The organism is Bacillus sp. MZGC1 (genome assembly GCF_002998605.1).
In the GTDB taxonomy this organism is placed as follows: Bacteria; Bacillota; Bacilli; order Bacillales; family Bacillaceae; genus Bacillus.
This window is the reverse complement of sequence record NZ_PVRE01000002.1, coordinates 87060-107115: the sequence shown is the minus strand read 5'-3', so window position 1 is coordinate 107115 and position 20056 is coordinate 87060. Positions and strand designations below refer to the sequence as shown.

At 40.7% G+C, this 20056-nt stretch carries 19 protein-coding genes; 8 read left to right on the top strand and 11 right to left on the bottom strand.

Going from position 1 to position 20056, the window contains the following annotated elements:
- Nucleotides 1–101: 101 nt before the first annotated feature.
- Nucleotides 102–188, bottom strand: coding sequence for a YjcZ family sporulation protein (locus C6Y06_RS05575; RefSeq protein WP_008361129.1), 87 nt, complete (start codon nucleotides 186–188; stop codon nucleotides 102–104).
- A gap of 161 nt (nucleotides 189–349) precedes the next feature.
- Here C6Y06_RS05575 and C6Y06_RS05570 point away from each other — a divergent pair, with 161 nt between their 5' ends.
- Nucleotides 350–1234, top strand: coding sequence for a peptidylprolyl isomerase (locus tag C6Y06_RS05570; RefSeq protein ID WP_106036607.1), 885 nt, complete (start codon nucleotides 350–352; stop codon nucleotides 1232–1234).
- 53 nt (nucleotides 1235–1287) lie between these two features.
- Here the strand turns inward: C6Y06_RS05570 and C6Y06_RS05565 are convergent, their stop codons facing one another.
- The 4 genes from C6Y06_RS05565 to C6Y06_RS05550 all read right to left on the bottom strand — a co-directional run bounded on the left by C6Y06_RS05565 (nucleotide 1288) and on the right by C6Y06_RS05550 (nucleotide 6662).
- Entirely contained in the window at nucleotides 1288–1515 is a 228-nt protein-coding gene (locus tag C6Y06_RS05565; RefSeq protein WP_034663596.1) for a sporulation YhaL family protein, read from the bottom strand.
- 116 nt (nucleotides 1516–1631) lie between these two features.
- The gene (yhaM, locus tag C6Y06_RS05560; protein WP_034663598.1) at nucleotides 1632–2579 is read right to left on the bottom strand and encodes a 3'-5' exoribonuclease YhaM; all 948 of its coding nucleotides are present in this window, start codon (nucleotides 2577–2579) and stop codon (nucleotides 1632–1634) included.
- Between the two features lie 62 nt (nucleotides 2580–2641).
- Entirely contained in the window at nucleotides 2642–5431 is a 2790-nt protein-coding gene (locus C6Y06_RS05555) for an ATP-binding protein (protein ID WP_106036606.1), read from the bottom strand.
- 16 nt (nucleotides 5432–5447) lie between these two features.
- Nucleotides 5448–6662, bottom strand: a complete 1215-nt coding sequence (locus C6Y06_RS05550; RefSeq protein WP_066031087.1) for a metallophosphoesterase family protein — start codon at nucleotides 6660–6662, stop codon at nucleotides 5448–5450.
- A 172-nt stretch (nucleotides 6663–6834) separates the two neighbouring features.
- Here C6Y06_RS05550 and C6Y06_RS05545 point away from each other — a divergent pair, with 172 nt between their 5' ends.
- Nucleotides 6835–7023 carry a YhzD family protein gene (locus C6Y06_RS05545; RefSeq protein WP_034663606.1) on the top strand — a complete coding sequence of 63 codons (189 nt, stop codon included), beginning with the start codon at nucleotides 6835–6837 and terminating at the stop codon, nucleotides 7021–7023.
- Between the two features lie 31 nt (nucleotides 7024–7054).
- On the opposite strand, the gene C6Y06_RS05540 is transcribed toward C6Y06_RS05545, so the two are convergent.
- Complete coding sequence (locus C6Y06_RS05540) at nucleotides 7055–7828, bottom strand: enoyl-CoA hydratase (RefSeq protein ID WP_081311426.1); 774 nt, start codon at nucleotides 7826–7828, stop codon at nucleotides 7055–7057.
- A 569-nt stretch (nucleotides 7829–8397) separates the two neighbouring features.
- On the opposite strand from C6Y06_RS05540, the gene C6Y06_RS05530 reads away from it, so the two are divergent.
- Together C6Y06_RS05530 and C6Y06_RS05525 are read left to right on the top strand one after the other, a co-directional pair.
- Nucleotides 8398–8895: a cation:proton antiporter regulatory subunit gene (locus tag C6Y06_RS05530; protein WP_066031090.1), complete on the top strand. Its 498-nt coding sequence runs from the start codon at nucleotides 8398–8400 to the stop codon at nucleotides 8893–8895.
- A 3-nt stretch (nucleotides 8896–8898) separates the two neighbouring features.
- Nucleotides 8899–10122: a cation:proton antiporter gene (locus C6Y06_RS05525; RefSeq protein ID WP_066031091.1), complete on the top strand. Its 1224-nt coding sequence runs from the start codon at nucleotides 8899–8901 to the stop codon at nucleotides 10120–10122.
- 36 nt (nucleotides 10123–10158) lie between these two features.
- Here the strand turns inward: C6Y06_RS05525 and C6Y06_RS05520 are convergent, their stop codons facing one another.
- From C6Y06_RS05520 to C6Y06_RS05500, 5 genes are all read right to left on the bottom strand, one after another.
- Nucleotides 10159–11433, bottom strand: coding sequence for a lysine N(6)-hydroxylase/L-ornithine N(5)-oxygenase family protein (locus C6Y06_RS05520; protein ID WP_106031631.1), 1275 nt, complete (start codon nucleotides 11431–11433; stop codon nucleotides 10159–10161).
- A 75-nt stretch (nucleotides 11434–11508) separates the two neighbouring features.
- Nucleotides 11509–13008, bottom strand: coding sequence for a coproporphyrinogen III oxidase (locus C6Y06_RS05515; protein WP_060595900.1), 1500 nt, complete (start codon nucleotides 13006–13008; stop codon nucleotides 11509–11511).
- A 114-nt stretch (nucleotides 13009–13122) separates the two neighbouring features.
- Nucleotides 13123–13989, bottom strand: coding sequence for a Cof-type HAD-IIB family hydrolase (locus tag C6Y06_RS05510; RefSeq protein WP_060595898.1), 867 nt, complete (start codon nucleotides 13987–13989; stop codon nucleotides 13123–13125).
- A 447-nt stretch (nucleotides 13990–14436) separates the two neighbouring features.
- Nucleotides 14437–14796 carry a YlbF/YmcA family competence regulator gene (locus tag C6Y06_RS05505; RefSeq protein WP_034663625.1) on the bottom strand — a complete coding sequence of 120 codons (360 nt, stop codon included), beginning with the start codon at nucleotides 14794–14796 and terminating at the stop codon, nucleotides 14437–14439.
- A 121-nt stretch (nucleotides 14797–14917) separates the two neighbouring features.
- Nucleotides 14918–16051, bottom strand: coding sequence for a DUF445 domain-containing protein (locus C6Y06_RS05500; RefSeq protein ID WP_106031630.1), 1134 nt, complete (start codon nucleotides 16049–16051; stop codon nucleotides 14918–14920).
- A 215-nt stretch (nucleotides 16052–16266) separates the two neighbouring features.
- Between C6Y06_RS05500 and C6Y06_RS05495 the strand changes: the two genes are divergently transcribed.
- The 4 genes from C6Y06_RS05495 to C6Y06_RS05480 all read left to right on the top strand — a co-directional run bounded on the left by C6Y06_RS05495 (nucleotide 16267) and on the right by C6Y06_RS05480 (nucleotide 19946).
- Complete coding sequence (locus tag C6Y06_RS05495) at nucleotides 16267–17370, top strand: YheC/YheD family protein (protein WP_106036605.1); 1104 nt, start codon at nucleotides 16267–16269, stop codon at nucleotides 17368–17370.
- On the top strand, nucleotides 17327–18685 hold the full coding sequence (locus C6Y06_RS05490) for a YheC/YheD family endospore coat-associated protein (protein WP_106031628.1): 1359 nt from the start codon (nucleotides 17327–17329) through the stop codon (nucleotides 18683–18685). Before C6Y06_RS05495 ends, C6Y06_RS05490 begins: the two co-directional genes overlap by 44 nt.
- A 155-nt stretch (nucleotides 18686–18840) precedes the next feature.
- Nucleotides 18841–19050: a YheE family protein gene (locus tag C6Y06_RS05485; RefSeq protein ID WP_003211787.1), complete on the top strand. Its 210-nt coding sequence runs from the start codon at nucleotides 18841–18843 to the stop codon at nucleotides 19048–19050.
- A gap of 20 nt (nucleotides 19051–19070) precedes the next feature.
- Nucleotides 19071–19946, top strand: coding sequence for a helix-turn-helix domain-containing protein (locus tag C6Y06_RS05480; protein WP_106036604.1), 876 nt, complete (start codon nucleotides 19071–19073; stop codon nucleotides 19944–19946).
- Nucleotides 19947–20056 lie beyond the last annotated feature (110 nt).

Here is a 20056-nt window from a genome sequence, read left to right as displayed (position 1 = left end):
GTATGCAAAAAAAATGAAAACGTTTAGGCACCTGTCATCGTTTGAAAAAAGAACCGCCCGCACGCATGGCAGGACGGCTCCTTTCTGTCACAGCGATTTAATTAGTAAAGATATGCTGCACCAACGATGATCAGCAAAATGAATAGCACGACCAATAAAGCAAACCCATTAGAATATCCTGCTCCCATATAATTCAGCCTCCTTTTTGTGATCACTATATGTGTATGTCGCGCGCAAATTTTTGACTAGACGAATGCCCTCCCATTTGCATTTCTTTTTACAGCGTGTCACAATATGTTATGATACAAGCAATGATAAATAAATTGGAAAGATTAGGAGTGTTTTTTGAATGAAAAAAATGGCTTTAGCAGCTGTAACAGCAGTTAGTGTTTTAACTCTTGGCGCATGCAGTAGCGATGATAAAGATGTCATCGCAACAACAAAATCAGGAGATGTCACAAAAGAAGAGCTTTATACAACTCTTAAGAAACAAGCAGGTGGAGATGCTTTAAATCTACTTGTTCAACAAAAGGTTCTTGCTGACAAATACAAAGTATCTGATAAAGAAATTGATAAGAAAATGGAAGAATATAAAAAGACACTTGGTGAAGATCGTTTAAAACAACTTCAAGATGAATTCGGAAAAGATTACATCAAAGATCAAGTGAAATATGAGCTGCTGACTCAAAAGGCTGCCAAAGCTAACATCAAAATCACTGATAAAGAAGTAAAAGCGTATTACGATGACCTAAAAGGGAAAATCCGCGCAAGCCACATTTTAGTAGCTGATAAGAAAACAGCTGACGAAGTGGAAAAGAAATTAGATAAAGGTGAAAAATGGGATGCCGTTGTGTCTGAATATTCAACTGATACCGCTTCAGCAGCACAAGGCGGCGATGTAGGCTGGTTCGCAAAAGAAGGCCAAATGGACGAGAACTTCAGTAAAGCTGCTTTCAAACTAAAAGTGAATGAAATCAGCAAACCAGTGAAATCACAATTCGGCTACCATATCATTAAAAAGACCGAAGAACGCGGTAAATACGATGACATGAAAGCAGACTTGAAAAAAGAACTGCTTAATCAAAAACAAGCAGACACAAATGAAATCCAAACGATCTTAAACAAATTGGTGAAAGATGCCGATGTGAAAGTAAAAGATAAAGAACTTGAAAACACATTCAAAGAAAAGTCTCAACAACCCGCACAAAATCAACAACCTCAACAAAACCAGTAATCACAAAAAACCCCTCTGCCGTGCTCGTGCAGAGGGGTTTTTATATGACCTGATTAAGCAATCGAGTCTTCATGTGCCGCCGTATCATGTGATCTTTTCACTTGCTGATCCTGACGTCTACGCTCTCTTTCTTGTTCCATTCGCTCGATAAAAATTTCTCCTTCCTTTTCAATAAAGGATTGATCAATCTCTTGCTCCTCTTTGGCCGTTGTCATTAATTTATACGCACAGAAAATAATGCCAATGATACATGCATACACCCACCATGGAAAAAACAACATTTTTTCATCGCCTCCTTTTTTCAGAACAGCTCTCTCTTCCTTTGTGTTACATGCTTATGCGAAAAGAAGACAAGTTATGAAAAAAACGCCCGCAATAAACGGACGTTTTGACATGGTTATTCGTGATGAAAGGTTGGTTTATAAAATGAACGATTCTCTAGCGCAAAAATACGTTCTGTATATTCTCCTGGCTTCACATGCTCAAGCGCACGATCCATCATATTCATCTTCGCATCTAAATTATCAATATAGTGGAGTATTTCGGCTTCCTTCACCATTGGTGGTTTCGGGCTGCCCCACTCTCCTTTTCCGTGATGACTCAGTACTAAGTGCTGTAAAATCAGAATTTCTTCTGAATCAATGCCAAGCTCTTCTGCAGCTTTCGCAATTTCTGTCACCATAATCGAAATATGACCAATTAAATTCCCTTCCACCGTATAGGTGGTTGAGACTGGGCCCGAAAGCTCTTTGACTTTCCCTAAATCATGAAGAATGATGCCTGAATATAAAAGATCTCGATCTAATGATGGATATAGGTCAACAATTGATTTAGCCAAATGCAGCATGGACACCACGTGATAAGCAAGACCAGAGACAAATTCGTGATGGTTTTTTGTCGCTGCTGGATAGTCAGCGAATTCCTGTCCATATTTTTTCAGCAAATGCCTTGTAACACGCTGTATATTAGGGTTTTTCATATCAAAGATATATTGCATAATCGTATCCATCATATCATGTTTTGGAATAGGAGCTGTTTCGAGAAAATCATCAATTCGAATTTGCTCATTTTCAGCAACAGGGCGTATATTCCTAAGTTTCAGCTGATTCCTCCCGCGATAATGATGAATATCGCCTACTACCTTCACAATGGTTTGCGCGGCATAGGTTTGTTCATCATTCTGCTTTGCATCCCATAGTTTCGCCTCAATATCTCCACTTTGATCTTGAAGAATTAACGTTAAAAATGGTTTGCCATTACTCGCAATCCCTTTAGTAGATGATTTAATTAATAAATGCAGGTCAACTTGTTCGCCGACATCATAGGTCATGATCCCTTTAGCCATTCAATAAAAGCTCCTTCCATGTTTCTGCTCATATAAGTATAACATAAGTCATTATTTGTCAATCATTCAACTGCTAAACTCGTAATCTGTCCATCTTCTGCTGCTTGCTTCATATGCTCATGACAGGTGAAATAAAACAGCTGTGTTTCAAAACGTGTGAGCTCGTTCATCATCTCCAGCACTCTTCCTAGACGAACGTGATCGAAATGAACGAAGCTGTCATCCATCATAAACGGAAGCTGACAATCTTGCTGATGAGACAAAGCGAGCGCAAAACGAATCGCCAGATAGATCTGTTCACACGTTGCCTGTGAAAGCTCCTCTGGACGGAATATTCGTCCATCCATTCTTTTCACCATCAGCAAGTCATCTTCAGGTGAAAATAAAATCGCTTCATAACGATCATTTGTTAACGGCTGAATAAAACTTGAGGCTGTTTGAAGCAATGCAGGCAGCCTTGTTTCTTTATGCTCATTCAATTTTTCTCGTATGACGGAGCGGACAAGCTGAATTGCCGCCCATTTTTTTGCGAGGTGCTTCGCATGCTCCTGCTCTGCGGCAAGCTGATGAGTCAAATCAGACACCGTTCCAGAAGCTTCTATTTGCCGGATTTCCACCGCTAGTTCTGCTAAACGTTTTTCCATATTCTCCGCATTCAATTGAACGTCATGAAGGTGCTGCTTTGCTTCTGCACACTCCTCTTCAAGGAGAGGTAATCCTTTGCGAACAATCCATTCCTCCTCATCAAAACAACCGCTTCTATGAAGCTCTTGATTCAGCTGCTGCAAATGGGAAAGCCGTTCCCGGTATTCTTTAGATAGATGAGAAAGCACTTGGTAATCTTCTTTGGACTCTGCTTCTACTTGACGAAAAAGCTCGTCAGTTTGTTTTTCGTAATATTGAATTTCCCCTTCTAGTGTCGTGAGCTGCTGGATCGCATGTTGAATGGATACGTACAATGTCTGGCGTTCTTTTTCTCTTCTCGCCTCATCTTTCAATATCTCTTGAAAAGCTGAGATATTCTCCTGAATGGTTCCTTCCTTTTTTTGAAGGATACTCCTTAACGCTGAAACCCTGCGCTCATAAATCGATTGCTGATCGGAAAGCACGCCTATTTCACGATGAAGCTCCTCATATGCCGCTGTATTCATTTTTAATTGTTTTAGGATATGGAAGGCCTCTACTAGGAAAGTAAGCTCAGACGACAAGCCAAGCTGTCTCTTCTTTTCCTCTACTTGCTGCTGGACAGGTTCCAGCTCTAGCTCCCAGTCTTCATATTGCCGGATGATTCTTTCGTACAGAAGCTCCTTCTGCCTCATAAGTGTTTCAGCTGAAGCTGCCTGCACTTGAAATGAATCAAAGGCCCCTTCGCCGCTTCTTTGTTTCATCGGGCTCATTTGACTGAATGGGTAAATGAGAAAGAAGAGAAAAACAGAAAATCCCGCAAACAAGAGCGTGATCCACCACTCTGTTAAAAAGAATAGAACAAGCAGAAGCACCACATCAAATGCGATCAAGCCTCGGAATAACAACGCCCGGGAATGAATCGGTTTCTTTTTCGATCTTGTCCCCTTCGCATCGTCTTCTGCTCCGTGCTGTCTGACTTGCTGTTCCTTTAATCCTTTTAGAGCGGCTTCTGCTTCGTCCAGCTCATGTCTTGCGTGATCAAATCGTTCATCTAACTGCGCTTTTCTATCCATGAGACGAACGTATTGAGTGACAGTCTCCTTTAATTCCCACTCAAATTCAAGCGAATCGTCGATTTGTTCGAACTTTATCGGGTACTCCCACTTTAGCTTTGCTACCGCTTCGTCTATTTTTTGTTTCAATGAATCACGGTTTGCTCGACACTCTGCTATGCGCTTTTTCACAAGCTCAGCATCAGATGCTTCATCTACGACTCGTTTCATCTCCATTATGGTATCCTTGTCATAGAGCGGTTGAACTTGTACAAGTGAGGTTTGCAAATGGTCTAACTTCTGCTTCAGTGCAGTCAATTGAGCCTTTTTCGGGTGAAGGTGTGATTCTAGTTTATCCAGCTCATGCTCTGTTTCTGCTCTAAAACGTTTGACTCGGTCTGGATAGCGGGCTAATCCCTTTTTTAATTCCACTTTTCTCTCGATCATGGGATAAACTTGAATGGATTCAGCCAGTTTCTGAATGTGTTCCTCAGCTTGCTTCATTTCATTTTGAAGCATTTCGATCGTCTCCGTTAATTCAGATTGCTCCCGTTTCTTTTCGGTATAACGGCCTTCTACCAATTTGGCTTGTTTCAGCTGACCTGTCAGCTCTTTTAAACGATCAAGCTGCTGATTTAATTCCGGCTTGCGTCCATTTGGTTTAAACAGCTGCTCCTGCTGCTTTAGCAGCCTGCTATCCATCTTGGTGGCTGCATCCGAGCCAAATAAACTTGAGAAAAGTAGAAATTCGCCTATTTGGTCCTGGTTTAAGGCTTGGACATTTTGCAGTCCAAACACATCAAATGAATAGATTGATTGATATAACCTGCGATCCGTTCCCTTTAAAAGTGTCTGTAGAAAAACTTCGTCTTTCACTTCACCATTCGGTAAAAACACCTGCGCTTGACCACCTCGATCGGACGTTCTTTCAATATGAATAACGCCTAACTCGTCATCTTGGCAAGTGAGGGAACCACCATAAAAAGAACCCTGTTTCGTCTTGTACATCTTGTTTTTCGGAAAACCAAATAACATCGATTCAATAAACGTTTTCAATGTCGTTTTCCCCGATTCATTCAGGCCGTAAACTAGCTGAAAACCGTCATCAGAAAAGTGAAAGGTCCGATTTGAAAATTTCCCGAAATGGGCGATATGGAGTGAACGTATTTTCATTGTGCCTCTCCTTTTCTCATAATTGCTTTAGCTGTTCTGTCAGCAGCCTTTGTGCTTCTTCTTTTATATCCACTTCATCCTCTTTTGTGAGAGCTTTTCCTGATTTTCTATAGGTTGGGTGACGCTTGATCGGTGATAACAGCTCTTCATATGCCTCAAACTGTGAAATTTCAGCAGTGAGTTCCTTCAAAAAAGAATCTTCTAAATAGATCACATCCTCGTTTGTTCGGCAGTCAATCGATATCACCCAAACGAATACCTCTTCATCTTCTTCCTGTTCATGAAGAACGGTCAACAGCTCCTCAAGAACCTCAAGCTGAGTACGCTCAAAGTAAGGAGGAGCATCACCCGTCAATTCAATTTTCACAAAATGAGGGACGCCCTCCTCTTTCAGCTCACTGATTTTGCTATCCACAAGTGTCACAAGATCCGTCATATGAACCGTTTCTGTCATGTCTATTGCAAGTGTCTCAAACATCACATCCGCACAGCTAATAAATTCCGCTGTCTCAGAATCCTCGGAGAGTTGAATAACGTAACAGCCTTTCTCTCCTGTTTCTTTTATATGTCTGCCCTGCATGTTACCAGGGTAAATAATCAACGGGTCTTCATGCAGAAGGGCTCTCTTATGTATATGTCCAAGCGCCCAATAATCGAAATCCCGTGAAAGAAGCTGCTCAAGCTGAAATGGTGCATACGCATCATGCCCTTCTTGTCCGGCTAATGTACCGTGAAGCATCGCAATGTGATAGGCAGCATCTGTCGTTTTGACATAATGAGATGTCATATTTTCATAGACAGCCCGCTCTTTGTAGCTAAACCCATAAATACTTGCAACAAGCTGCCCCCCTCTATAGTAGGATTGCTCACTTGGTGTACTGCTTGAAAAAACGTGCACATTCTCAGGCCACTCAATCGGTGTCCATTCACCGCCTAAATGATCATGATTACCATAAATAATAAAGACGTCAATCCCTTGAGTTTGCAGTCTTAGAAACTGATTTCTTAAAAACAGCTGTGCTTTCAGACTGCGATTTGATTCGTCAAATAAATCTCCGCTCAGCAGCACAAAGTCTACTGATCGAGCAATGGCGAGATCAAACATATTCTTCGCACTTTGAAATGTACTTTCTTTGAGCCGCTTAAATGGTAAGCTAGGGATATTCGACATTCCTGCAAATGGACTGTCTAAATGTAAATCTGCGGCATGAATAAAGGTAAGCTTAGTCAAACGTCTATCTCCTTGTCCGATACTGTCATTGTCCATATTTTATCATGCCATTTTTACGAATGCACGTTCTATCGCTTTCATTCTAAAAAACACATTTTTAACAGTTAAAAAAGAGGTTTTGTCTTATTCATTGTTTAATTACATAGAAAAGCAGAGGAAAGGGAGATGAGGAATGGAGAAGACATACTTTTTAACTGTATTTGACCGGTCGGGTGAGACCTTATTAAATGAAAAAATCACAACGGATAGTGATGAAAAGGCAAAGGAATTAGGGCGCCATCGCTTAATCGAACAGCAATACACGAAGCATTCCCACCGGCTCGTTGATGATGCAGGCAAGCTTCTTTTATTTGAACGTTAAAAAAACCGGCATTCGCCGGTCTCACATTCGTTTATACGTTCTGAAACACAGGTCGTCTTTTTTCTAAAAAGGCCTGAATGCCTTCCTTATGATCATGACTTTGCCTCAGTCTTGCCTGTGCTGCCCTCTCCTTTTGAAGAACGGCTAGCAGCTCAGGTTCTGACTGCTGAAAATAGATCAGCTTTGTTTCGACAAATGCTTGAAGCGGCATGTTCATAAACGGCTTCACACATACTTTTTGATACGCATCGACTTCATCCTGAAACACCCCGTCTGCAAGGCGCAGTTTTAACGCTTCTTCAGCCGGCAGCTTTTGTCCGCTCCAAATCAATTGTTTCGCGGTTTGTTCACTGACTCTTTTTGTGAGAAAAAAATGCCCTCCGCCATCTGGAATTAATCCTACTCCATTAAAATTCATGGCGAGCTGTGCATCCTGATGCATAAACAAGTAGTCACAGCTTAAAGCAAAGCTAAAAGCAAGGCCTGCCGCTGACCCGTGGACAAGGGCAATCGTCACTTTTTTCATACCGGCTAGAGAAAGTGTAATTCCCTCGATCAAATCCATCACACGATGGAAATCTTCTTCACTTTCCTGCTTAAGCATCATGCCAATATCTCCGCCTGCAGAAAACCCTTTCCCCGCTCCCTTGATCACAACGACTTTTGCACTGCTTTCTTCCGCTGCATCACATGCCTCTTTGAATTCAGCAAACATGTCCACATGAAATGAATTATAAGCATCAGGCCTGTTGAAAACGATTTCAAAAATATCCCCGTTTAACTGACAATTGATATATGTCATCATCCATCCCCCTTTTCTTTTAAACTCATGACTTAATTCCATTTCAACCCGAATAATTCCTTTTCCTCTGCATGAAAAATTTCAAGATCAATTGATACTAAAATAAGCATAATTGTTGAAACAAGAAATATATTTTTATATAGTAAATGAAGAAAGAAATGATTTTGAAAGGGGGAGGATGATTGATAAGGTGTTCCATATTCATATTGGTTAGTTTCATCGTCATGTTTTCTCCTTTTTCAAATGTCGTTTTTGCTCCACAGGCAGAAGCGAGTGCACCTAGTCTTATTTCTCCATCCATCTACGATGAAGAAATTCAAGCTGTGAAGACACCTCCATTTTCAAAAAAACATGCCTTCTCTATTCTGTTAAAGAACAGATTATCACTGGCTGATTCAAAGGTTTTTCTACTCAAGCCTGCTCCATCAGCTGCGTTATCCATTGATCTATGTTTTTTGGAAATGAAGTGTGCGATCCCCATTATGTGTCAATCAAATTACCTCTACTGATTCATTTTATTTCATCCGTATTACTATATGAAAAACACAACCTATCATATTCGGAGGGATAAAATGAATATTAAAGAAAATGATCTTCCTGGGATCGGAAAGAAATTTGAAATTGAAACGAGAAATAGAGAAAAAATGACGATAGTGATTCATGATGATGGCAGACGGGAGATTTATCGTTTTGACGATGATGATCCAGATGAAGTGCTGTCCACCATTTCTCTCGATGATACTGAATCAAGGCAAATCGCTGCGATTATCGGCGGCATGGTGTATAAACCGCAGGCACTTGAAACCATTGAAATGGCCTTCAATGACTTGATGATTGAATGGTTTAAGGTGGAAAAAGGCGCAAAAGCGGTTGGACATACACTCGGTGATTTAGATGTGCGACAAAACTATGAAGTCACCGTCATTGCGATCATTAAACATACAAATGAAAAATTACTGAACCCTGGTGCCGATTCGATTATTGAAGCAAATGATACGATGGTCATTTCAGGCGAAAGAAAACACTTAAAGCGATTGATACGTGATTTTCTTTCTAGAGGGGGAGAGTGATGAATGGATCATTTAGTCTTTGAAGTTGGGACGGCGCTGATTCTCATCGCCATCGCCAGCTTAATCGCCAATAAAATGAAATTCTCTATCATCCCTTTTCTCATTGTCCTCGGTATGATCGTTGGGCCGCATGCTCCAACCATCGGGATCATTGATCTAAAATTTATCGAAAGCACCGAAATTATTTCGTTTTTTGGCAGAATGGGCGTCTTGTTCCTTCTTTTCTATCTTGGACTTGAGTTCTCTGTCGGAAAGCTTATTAAATCGGGCAAATCCATTGCTGTCGGCGGATCTATTTATATTTTGATTAACTTCAGCTTAGGACTGCTTTACGGTTTTATCACAGGGTTTGGGTTCCTTGAGGTTCTCATTATGGCAGGAGTTATCACGATTTCATCCAGTGCCATTGTGGCCAAAGTCCTTGTTGATTTGAAACGGACTGCGAACCCTGAAACTGAGTTAATTCTTGGGATCATTATGTTTGAGGATATTTTCCTCGCTGTTTATTTATCCGTCGTATCTGGTCTTGTCCTTGGAGATGCCACAACGGTTAGCGGTGCCTTATTATCCATTTTCATTGCTTTTGGTTATATGATGCTTTTCTTTATCATCGCACGTAAGCTGCCAAAACGATTAAACAAGTTGTTCGATATCCGTTCGAACGAAGTGTTCATCATTGTGATTTTTGCGGCTTTATTCTTTGTCGCTGGTTTCTCAGAGACAATCCATGTAGCAGAGGCCATTGGGGCACTCTTACTTGGTCTTGTTTTCTCAGAAACAGAGCACTCTGACCGCATCGAACATCTTGTGGTTCCATTTAGAGATTTCTTCGGGGCCATGTTCTTCTTCAGCTTCGGTCTCAGCATTGATCCATTTACATTAGGTGATGCCTTCTGGCTTGCGATCGGCGCTGTGATTCTCACCTTCATTGGGAACTTCACTGCTGGAATGTTCGCTGGAAGAAGAGCTGGATTTTCTCATAAAGCCTCTTCTAATATTGGATTAACCATCGTATCACGAGGAGAGTTTTCAATCATTGTAGCCGAGCTCGGTATTGCGGGCGGACTTGCCGCTACCTTGAAGCCATTTGCTGCATTGTACGTCTTAATCCTTGCGATTTTAGGACCGCTTGTGACGAAGGAATCTAAGCGAATTTATCAAATTCTGAACAAAATGTTCAAATGGCAAACAGAAAAACCAAAAGTGAAAAAAGAAACGACAATCTAATGAAAAAGGGCCCTATACTTGGGCCCTTTTTATCTCTTATTCAAATTGCTGAAAGGCTGTTTCTTGCTTGACTGGCGCTTCTTTGACCCCGCGAATGGTTTGAATCACTTTCTGATTGCGGTAGATGGATAGTTTTAAATTGGTCGCCGCTGTTCCATGAGAGTGATCTAAGTTCGTAAATGTAAAGAAATGATGCGGACGCTTGTCTTTGAACACAAGCCTGAAGTCTTCTGTCACTTTAAAATGCTCTTCACTTTCCCATTCAATTAAAGGTTCATACGCACTAAACCACGCCGGGATATTCGGAGTGTACCCTGTAGCCAATAGGGCACGATCAGCTGTTATGCTCTTTTCTTTCTTTAGCTGCCACTGCTTTAGGTGCAGCTTCAGGGACTGATTCTCCTCCACCTGAATCGCTTCAAGCTCGGTCATTGGCTGAATCACCACAGATGGCTCTTCACCTGTAACAGACCGATGATACAATTCCTGATAAATACGCGAGAGCGTCGATGCATCTATACCATTTCTTAATCCAGTCAGCCTAGGCAATGTGTTCATTCGTTCTTCATAAGGAAGCGAATGGAAATATTCGACGTACTTCGGTGTAAATAGCTCCTGGCCAAGCTCTGCCGTCTCCAGCTCTCTAAATTCACTAGATCGCGTAAACCACGAAAGCTGCTGTCCTTTCTTTTGATGCTGAAGCAGGTCTAAGAAGATTTCGGCTGCACTCTGCCCAGAGCCAATCACCGTCACCGACTCAGCTTCATGAAGTTCTTCCTGCTGGTCTAAATAACGGCTGCTATGTGTCACATATGGCAGTGCAGCATCAGGCACATCGACAGGAATCATCGGTTTGCTCCCTGTTCCAAGCACGACATGCTTTGCCCGATACTCAGAGAGCGATCCATCCTTCAATCGCCGGACTTTCACAAGATAACCACCTTGGCAGTCCGTCACTTCCTCTACCTTCATCCCAAATTGACAGCTATCTAATTCACCTGCGACCCATGATAAATACTCATTGAATTCTCTTCGCGGAATGTCAAACTGTTCAAATGTATAGAACCGGTGAAGTCTATTTGATTCATGTAAATAATTTAAAAATGTATACCTGCTCCTTGGATTCGCCATCGTCACAAGATCAGCTAAAAAGGAGACTTGTAAATCCGTTCCTTTGATCAGCATACCAGGATGCCACGCAAACTCGGACTCCTGTTCAAAAAAACAGCATGAAACATCTTCATACTCCTCTAACAAAGCCGCCAAACCTAAATTGGCGGGCCCAATCCCAATTCCGATCACATCAATCATATGTACACCTGCTTTAACTTTTTATCACTTATATACCCTTTTACAAATGAAAAAAACACTGCGTCACCGCAGTGTTTAAACGTGAGGAACAAATAATGACTCAAGAAATTCAATTTTCTCTTCGGTATAGTGTTCATAGCGGTCATTATACGATTTTGGATCTTTTGGATTGGCGTACTGCGTAATTTTTCCTGAACGCGGATCAATGAATTTACTAGCAGCACCGCATCCAATCCCTATAATTGTCTGCACTTCTTCCATAATAATGATATTATACAAACTTTCCTGCCCATCCAATGAATACCCGACATTTTCAAGGTTCCCTAAGATGTTTTTTTGTCTATATAAATAATAGGGATGATAGTCATGTGCTTTCGTCCAAGCGACCGCTTCATCCATCATACGTGTGATTTCTTCTCGGTCTGCTACTTGATATTTGTCCTTATTGCGCGTCATCTCAGAAGCTCTTTTAAAGGAGAGCGTATGCACGGTTAAAGATTCAGGCTTAAGTTCTTCAGTCTGCTGCAAGGAATGCTGGAATTCCTTTAGCCCTTCTCCCGGCAAACCAATAATTAAGTCCATATTAATATTATTCATGCCATACTGTCTTGATAAGTGATACTTTTCAATCGTTTCTTCTACACTATGGTGCCGGCCAATGGCTTTCAGTGTTTCATTCTCATACGATTGTGGATTGATGCTAATCCGGTCAATATGATATTGGTTTAGCACTTCTAGCTTATCAGGCGAAATCGTATCAGGACGCCCTGCTTCGACAGTCACTTCCCGTATATGTTTCACATCAGGGAACGAGCGATACATTTCTTCATACAGCAAATCCATTTCTTCCGCAGTGATACTCGTCGGCGTACCCCCGCCAAAATAAACAGTCGTCACTTTGATACCATGTTCTTTTAGCCAAGTACCGATTTTTTGCATCTCATAATGCAGACCAAACAAAAATGTTCCCACTCTTCCAGCTTGTCCTTTAATCGCATAAGCAGGGAACGTGCAATAAGCGCATTTTGTTGGGCAGAAAGGAATACCAATATAAATACTTACTTCCTGCTGAAGGTCATACAGGTCAGGAATCGCTTGAAGCTGACGGTCGACAATCTCCTGCATCAAATCGATTTTTTCATCATGAATCAAATAATCACGCTTTAGTGCGGCATGCGCACCTTCCTTTGTCATTCCTTCTCTCAGCATCTTATGGAGTAATTTTGTAGGACGTATCCCTGTGAGAATCCCCCACTTTTGCGTCATTCCTGTGTGCTCCTGAAGCAGATGTAAATAAACAGACAGCACTGTGTTTTTGATTTGTTTCCAGCGCTCCTTGTCATTCAAGCCCTCTGGGACGTCTCGCGAAAAACGACTAGTGATGTCTGATCCAGCGATATGGCCAGATGCTTCCACCGTTCCATTTTCTTCTTTCCAGCTAAACACCATGGTTAAGCCATCTTCCAATTCACCTGTATCAAACAGCACTTCACTATCTTCTTCAAATAAATTGGCTATATTGACAAGCGGGCGATGAAATCGTTCATCTGACAGCCCTTTAATTAAAATTCGCATCGTATCACCTTTATCTTCAAACTTGTTTCATTTTACAAAATCTATGTAGGAAAAGCAATGACTGGAACAGTTGAAGGCCCTGCCATTTCTTGATTGACAGGGCCTTCGTCTATATTATCGTTTAATATCGAATTGATGTAAAAATCCTTCTCTTTGCTGCATTCTAAAGTATTCTTTGATCATATAAGCGACTCCCTGTTCATCTTGCGAACGTGTCACCCAATCGGCTTTACGCTTAACAGAATGAGGGGCATTTCCCATTGCAACGCCTAAGCCAGCCAATTCGAGCATTGGGATGTCATCTGTCCCCTGTCCAATGACCACAGTATCTTCTAAAGTCAAACCTAATGCTGAGGTCAAAAGAGAAAGCCCCGCTTCTTTCGATACGCCTTTGCATACAATATTCATTTTCTCATCACTGATCCGAATGAGATCGACAGATGGAAAAGCTTGTTGAATGGTTCGGTGAATTTCAGGCTGAAGCTCTGCGGTTGAATATACTTCAATCACCGGTGTACTGACCGGTTCATCCATCAGCATATCACTTAGCGATTCAACAAATTGCACAGGATAGAAAATTGGATCAGACGGATGAATCAACGTCTTTCCCATCAGCTGTGACTGCGTTTTTTTCCGGTTGCCAATTGAGAATTTTTCATGCAGTAAGCGAACATTACAATCAAAGCTTTCAAGAATTTGCACAAGATTAAATGTTTTTTCTTCCGTTAATTTCTTCACATGAAGCGGCTCATCGAGTTTATTCGCGATAAATGCACCACTATGCGTCACAAGGGTTGAAGTTGGAATCTTCAACGCCTTGGCAATTTTTTGTGCGGAACGAAAATGCCGGTTGGTGACAAGCGTCACGTAAACCCCTTTTTTCTTCACGTATTCCACAGCTTCTTTTGTAGCGGAATGGATTTTTCCATTGGAACGAAGTAACGTTCCATCTATATTGAGTGCAAGTAGTTTTTTTGACACTGAGGCATCCCCCTTCTTGATGACTGTACTTACGATGAGGATATGCCCTAGCTTGGTGCTTTAGAACATGCAGTTGAAAGAGCTCTGTGTTATGAATCTTTTGTAAATAAAAAAAGCCTACCCCTAGGCTTTTTTTTTATGTATGGTTTGGATGCGTCACAATGAGGTGATGAAGCTCCCCATGATCCCCTTATCTTTCACACACCAAAGCATTGCTTATATCAGATCCCCTTATGCTTTGCGTTTCTCCCAGAAGCGCTTCTCTCTCGTTTGGCTAATCGCCGTAAATCCCAAGTGAAACGCACCCAATTGTCCCATGAGAGCGCTCATTTGAAAGCACTTTCAATATAAGTATTATCGCAGAATTTATGAGCTTAGACAACCTTTTTTTGAAAAGTTGGACAGGGAACATGTGAAATAAAAAAAGGGCGAATATCATCGCCCTTTTCATTCATTTTCTTCTGGATTCCCATAAAGCTCTTCAAGAGGCTTCATGATCACTTTATTTAATTCTCCGATGAGAACACTCACACGTTGTTCTGCTTCCATCAACTGAGAGATTTTATCGTGCTGTTGAACAAGTGCCACTGTTTTTTGAGCTTGCTCCACTTCTTCTTGTGTGATCTCTTGACCAGTCATTTGTTTTTGTTGAAGGTTTACTTGAATGTCTCGGAAGTTCTCGAACATTCTTTTAGAGGACTCATCCGCGTTTACCTCATCATAAAGATTTTTTAAAGTTGAATATTCTTCGCTATGACGCAGAGCTTTTTCAAGGTCATATGCAACATCATAAACATTTACAGACATGTTATGTCTCCTTTCTATCCGTTATCACCGATATGATCGGCGGACACCACTCCACTATAACAAACTATGGCTTTCGTTTCACATATATACAATGAATTCATCAAAATTTCTCTAGCTTGTCTTAAAATAGCGTGACAAAGATTGCTTGAATTGCGCCGATTAATCCGCCTAAAAAACCGCCTAAAAACGTGATCATTTTAAGTTCATTGTTGGAAATGCTAACCACAAGCTCCTCCATTTTTTTAAGCGGAAAATGTTCAATCTGCTCACGAATGATATCTTCAAATTTGAGCTTTGCGAGCAGTCCCTCTAAAGCATTCGATGCTGCTTTAATCCCCTTGTCGACAAGCACTGGTGCAAAGTGTGTTTTGAGATCAAGCGCTACTGCACTGACATAATATCCAACTGGCTTGTCTAATATCAGCTTTGTAGAGAAGTGTGAAAGCAATTGCTTTTTCACACTATAAGCAAGCTCCTTCACATTCCATTTTTCATCTAGCTCCTGAAGAGAAAACTGCTTCACCTTGTCCCATTCTTGAACAAGCAAATCTGATAAAAATCTTTTTGTTTCTGCGTTTCTTAAAAATTTGATGATTTCAGGATGTACCCGATCAATTAAGCTTGAATTCCCTAGAAACATTTGAACCATACTGCCAAGCATGCCTCGTTCCTTTAAGAAATCATCAATCATATTACCAAGCCTTGCTTTACCTTCCTCGCTTTCAAAATAATGAATGCCCCTCTTTAAAATATAATCAGCTGCATCTGGAATTTTTGAAGATATTTTGTTTTCCACATCTAGCGGAAGCAATTCAGATAAAGTTTGCTCATTATATTTTTCAAGCAGTGAATTGAGCTTCTGATCAGACCACTGATGGATCCATTCATCTGCTTTGACGTCAGCCTGTGATACGCCGACTCTTTCAAGCAAAGATAGCACTGTTATCTCCATTTCAGCGCCTTTGTCAATATATCGATGGACTGTATGCAAGATCTCTTGCTTTGCCTCCGATGATTCAAATCGCTTTTGAATTCCTTCTGGCGTGAGCAAATGCTCCATAACCATGACACCAACCTGCTTGGCTACTTCGTCTCTTCTTTTAGGAATGAGCCCTGGTGTAAAAGGAAGCTGTTTCCCGAATAAGTAATACGGCTTATAAGGGCGAAAAAGCATTTTAATTGCAAGATGGTTTGTCGCTGCTCCTATGACTGCGCCTATAACAATCATAAAGATAAACGTTGTGAATATATTCAAAGTCGTCATCTACCTTTCAAACAACACCCGATGTTTATTGGTTTAATCTATACGTATTATAGTTGTTGTCAAGTCCCCAAGCAAATGAAGCATGTTGCTAGACATATGATCAATCGATCTGTCGTAATGATAAAGGAGCGCAATCTTTATGTAAAATCATGAAAAAGTGTTTTTGTGCTGGTAAAAAAAGAAGTTGAAAAGAAGGTGTTTTTTTAATGACATCAACATTAGGTATTGTGAGCCTTTCTTCAAAGTATGAAGAGGCATTCACTCGTGGGTTAGCCAAAGCTGCCCCTTCTTATGGTTTAAAGGTTGTTCGTTTTACACCATTTGATTTAAAGCCGGCTTCAAATTTGATACAAGGTCAAACTTATACGAATGGTCAAGGATTTGCCGCAGCAGAATTTGAGATTCCTGACTTGATTTACGATCGATGCCTTTACAAGCATGACGCACAATCTAAAAAAGCAAAACCAATCATGGAATGGCTGAAAAAGTATCCGAAAACAGATTTTTTGAATACAGGTATTTCAAATAAAATGATGCTATTTGAGCAGCTCCGTCTTCTCCCTTCTTTACAGCCATATTTACCTGTCTGCTCATTATTAAAAGAGCCATCAGAACTTCTCAACATGGTAAGGAAAGACGGTTATTGTAAAATGCAGCCGCTCTCTCAACAGCATGCAGCATCTACTTACTTCATTTTCTTAAAAGACAACACTTTCACTGTTCAGCTAAGTCCCGAGCAAGTCATCACATTTTCGCGTCCATCAGATATAGAGCGCTGGTGCAAAAAGTACGTAGGCCGATATTTCCTTCAATTTTTTCAGACGAGTGATCAAAAAGACTTTTTATTCAATGAAATAAGGATTTTCCTTATGAAAGATTCACAAAATCAATGGAGTCGCATAGGGATTCACACAAAATCACCTACAGAAAATAGTCATTTAAACATTACACAAAAATCAGCTCCCATGATAGGCTTTGATCACTATCTAAACACATTGCAGCCGCACATCAAAGAGCTTCTTTTAGATGATATTGCATCCATTCAAGCATCTCTCCCAGCATATATAGATAAAACCTTCTCCCCTTGCTTTGAATTCGCTGTAGACTTACTCCATACAAGTGAAGGCAGGCTTTTCATATCAAATATAAGATCAAAGCCAGGGCGATCCGCTTTTTTAAAAGCTTATCCTGACAAGGAAGATCAATTGATTCGTACCATTCTTGCACATGCTCAATCGATGACGTCTCAACCGAAGGAGGTTTCTTATGAACAAAAATCGCTTCTTCATCGCCCCTCATCTCACAAGTGAAAAAACAGTTCATCTTCCCGCCCATTTTAAACAGCAGGATGCGATCTATTCTCTTGCTTTAGGATCCCGTTTAGTAGATGACTTCACCGTTTCCTATCATCAACATCCAAATAAAATTTTATTATCAGAAAATCTATATAGAAATTTACTAATTCCTTATCAATCAAAAGCTGATGTAATCGCCGTTGATCATACACTGTTTATAGGGCCGCTGCTTGGCATTTTCACAGCAGGTTTTGGGCAAAGCACGCAGCCACTAGGAACGAGATCAGACTTTTTTATCAAACTGCTGCACTCTTTCAGGCAGCATGCTGGATTTGCCTACCTTTTTGGTACACATTCTATTGATTGGGATAAAGGAATAGTAGAAGGATTGTTGTACCAACAGCAAACATGGGTTAAAAAACAGATGCCCCTGCCGTCAGTCATTTACGACCGTCTTCCAAATAGAAAGGCTGCTCAGTCGGCATTCATTCAAGAAACAAAGCGTAAACTCACACAAGACTATGATATTCCTTGGTTCAACCCTTATTTTTTCAATAAATGGGATATTCATGAACAACTGTTAACAGATGAAAAAACATGTCCTTTTCTTCCACATTCCATACAATTGGATCCGGTGGACGCTCTAAATAAAATAGAAACACTCCTCCATCTACATCAGGTCATATACGTAAAACCATCGAACGGAAGTCACGGCGACGGTATTTATCAATTAAAGAAGACGGCTCATGGAATCACTGTATGCTCAAATCACGGAAGCGCTGTTCCATATGACTCAATAGAGCATTTCGTGACCAAGCTCCGGAAAGATCACGCAATTCAAGACTTTATGGCTCAACAAGGCATTGCACTTCTTCAAATAGACAATCAACCAATGGATTTCAGAGTTCATACGAATAAAAATAAGTACGGCCATTGGACAGTCACGGCAGCAGCAGCAAAAGTCTCTGGCAATCACACAGTAACGACTCACCATTTACATGGTGGCTTAGTAAAAACACTTTATGATGTTTTTCCAGAAAAGAAGAAGCGTTTGAAAACTTTAGAGCAGCTTTCTTATACTGCCATCACGCTTAGTCAGGTGATAGATGAAAAAATGTCCGGCCATATTGGTGAAATCGGTTTTGATTTAGGCATTGATCAGACAGGAGCTATCTGGATGTTTGAAGCCAATTCTCGCCCTGGCCGCGAGATTTTCCAGCATGTTTCATTGCGAAACTCAGAAAGGCTGATTGGGAAAAGAATCATGGATTATGCATCTTATCTTTCACGAACGACCTCAACAACTACAGACCACACGAACGTCTACTAACTGTTTTTCGTTTTAAATTGATGGTGTTATGAAATCTATGCTTTTCCTATGCTCTTTTCATCAGATGAGATACAATAAAATCAAGTTCAAGGTTGTTTCCGTATTGTCGTGTTTATTTATTGTTTCATCAATAAAAGCAAGGAGGCAATGATGATATGATTTCTCATTTTCAATGGAAACCTCTCTTTAAGAAAGCACAGTTGCCAGGCTGGAAAATATCCTTTTTTCACAATGGTGCGCACTACGAAGGCATCTACCACAAAACAGGTGATATTGAATGGGGCTCTCAGCTTCCACCTCATGAAGTCGAACCAACCTTAAAAGAAGAAATCCACGAATTAATGCTATTCCATGTCTATGATTAAACTGTTTAAGGAGCTTCGCCATGTTAGAAAAATTAAAGCTTGTTTACGGAGAGTATATCATCAGCTCACCTACAAATGATCATCAAATTCTTTGGTATCAAACAGACGAAGGCGAATTATTTGGAGTAGACAAATCAGAGCTTACAGCGAGAGAAACACTTCTTCTCAATACTTTCCTTACACCAATTGATCTTTCTCATACAAAGCAGACTGAGGATGAACAAAAATGGTACAGCTATCTTTTTGATAACAAACCACTAACCGTTCAGCACCCCGTCCGTGTATATTATTTTAAAATGTCCCATCAAGCAGAACAAAGGCAGCAAATAAAAGAGGCTGTGGTTCACAGCCTCGAACATACTCATTTCATTTGGACAGGCGCTGATACAGCGATGCTGATTCAAACAAACGCTACATCAGAAAATGGTCAATTAGATCTGCTAAACGATTTGTCTCTAGCCATTACAAGTGACTTTTTAACAGACTCAGTCTTTTTACAAGGACAGCTCCATTTGCCAAATGAACATTTACAGAAGAAATTGTTAAATGAACAGCAGCTTTTCTTGGACCATGTGCAGCGAGGCAAGCTTAGATCAGGGATTTCCACATTTTATGAATGTCTGCCATCACTCATACGTTATGATGAATCCGCGCTCTCTCATGCTATTTCAGATGCTTTTAAAGAGGCGGTCTTTGATCGGGACGTTTACCGCACCCTCATGACCTATATGCAATGTAACTTAAATGCATCCAAGGCAGCAAAAGCTTTATATGTTCACAGAAACAGCCTTCAATATCGAATCGATAAATTTATTGAGCGCACAGGAATCGATATACGGCATTTTCCAGAAGCATCTGCTGTTTATTTTATGATGAATCTTCTCGACCTTTCATAACAATCAATGACATGAGCATCCTGCCCAAAAGTGAAAATGAGATGTTGTGCACGTTGTCCATTTACAGACGCTTCCCCATTTTATACACTTTATTTACAAGTAAAGCGCTT

Coding starts and splice junctions, on each gene's coding strand:
- C6Y06_RS05575 (WP_008361129.1), bottom strand. CDS start 188: ATGGGAGCAGGATATTCTAATGGGTTTGCTTTATTGGTCGTGCTATTC.
- C6Y06_RS05570 (WP_106036607.1), top strand. CDS start 350: ATGAAAAAAATGGCTTTAGCAGCTGTAACAGCAGTTAGTGTTTTAACT.
- C6Y06_RS05565 (WP_034663596.1), bottom strand. CDS start 1,515: ATGTTGTTTTTTCCATGGTGGGTGTATGCATGTATCATTGGCATTATT.
- yhaM (WP_034663598.1), bottom strand. CDS start 2,579: ATGGCTAAAGGGATCATGACCTATGATGTCGGCGAACAAGTTGACCTG.
- C6Y06_RS05555 (WP_106036606.1), bottom strand. CDS start 5,431: ATGAAAATACGTTCACTCCATATCGCCCATTTCGGGAAATTTTCAAAT.
- C6Y06_RS05545 (WP_034663606.1), top strand. CDS start 6,835: ATGGAGAAGACATACTTTTTAACTGTATTTGACCGGTCGGGTGAGACC.
- C6Y06_RS05540 (WP_081311426.1), bottom strand. CDS start 7,828: ATGATGACATATATCAATTGTCAGTTAAACGGGGATATTTTTGAAATC.
- C6Y06_RS05530 (WP_066031090.1), top strand. CDS start 8,398: ATGAATATTAAAGAAAATGATCTTCCTGGGATCGGAAAGAAATTTGAA.
- C6Y06_RS05525 (WP_066031091.1), top strand. CDS start 8,899: ATGGATCATTTAGTCTTTGAAGTTGGGACGGCGCTGATTCTCATCGCC.
- C6Y06_RS05520 (WP_106031631.1), bottom strand. CDS start 11,433: ATGATTGATGTGATCGGAATTGGGATTGGGCCCGCCAATTTAGGTTTG.
- C6Y06_RS05515 (WP_060595900.1), bottom strand. CDS start 13,008: ATGCGAATTTTAATTAAAGGGCTGTCAGATGAACGATTTCATCGCCCG.
- C6Y06_RS05505 (WP_034663625.1), bottom strand. CDS start 14,796: ATGTCTGTAAATGTTTATGATGTTGCATATGACCTTGAAAAAGCTCTG.
- C6Y06_RS05495 (WP_106036605.1), top strand. CDS start 16,267: ATGACATCAACATTAGGTATTGTGAGCCTTTCTTCAAAGTATGAAGAG.
- C6Y06_RS05490 (WP_106031628.1), top strand. CDS start 17,327: ATGAACAAAAATCGCTTCTTCATCGCCCCTCATCTCACAAGTGAAAAA.
- C6Y06_RS05485 (WP_003211787.1), top strand. CDS start 18,841: ATGATTTCTCATTTTCAATGGAAACCTCTCTTTAAGAAAGCACAGTTG.
- C6Y06_RS05480 (WP_106036604.1), top strand. CDS start 19,071: ATGTTAGAAAAATTAAAGCTTGTTTACGGAGAGTATATCATCAGCTCA.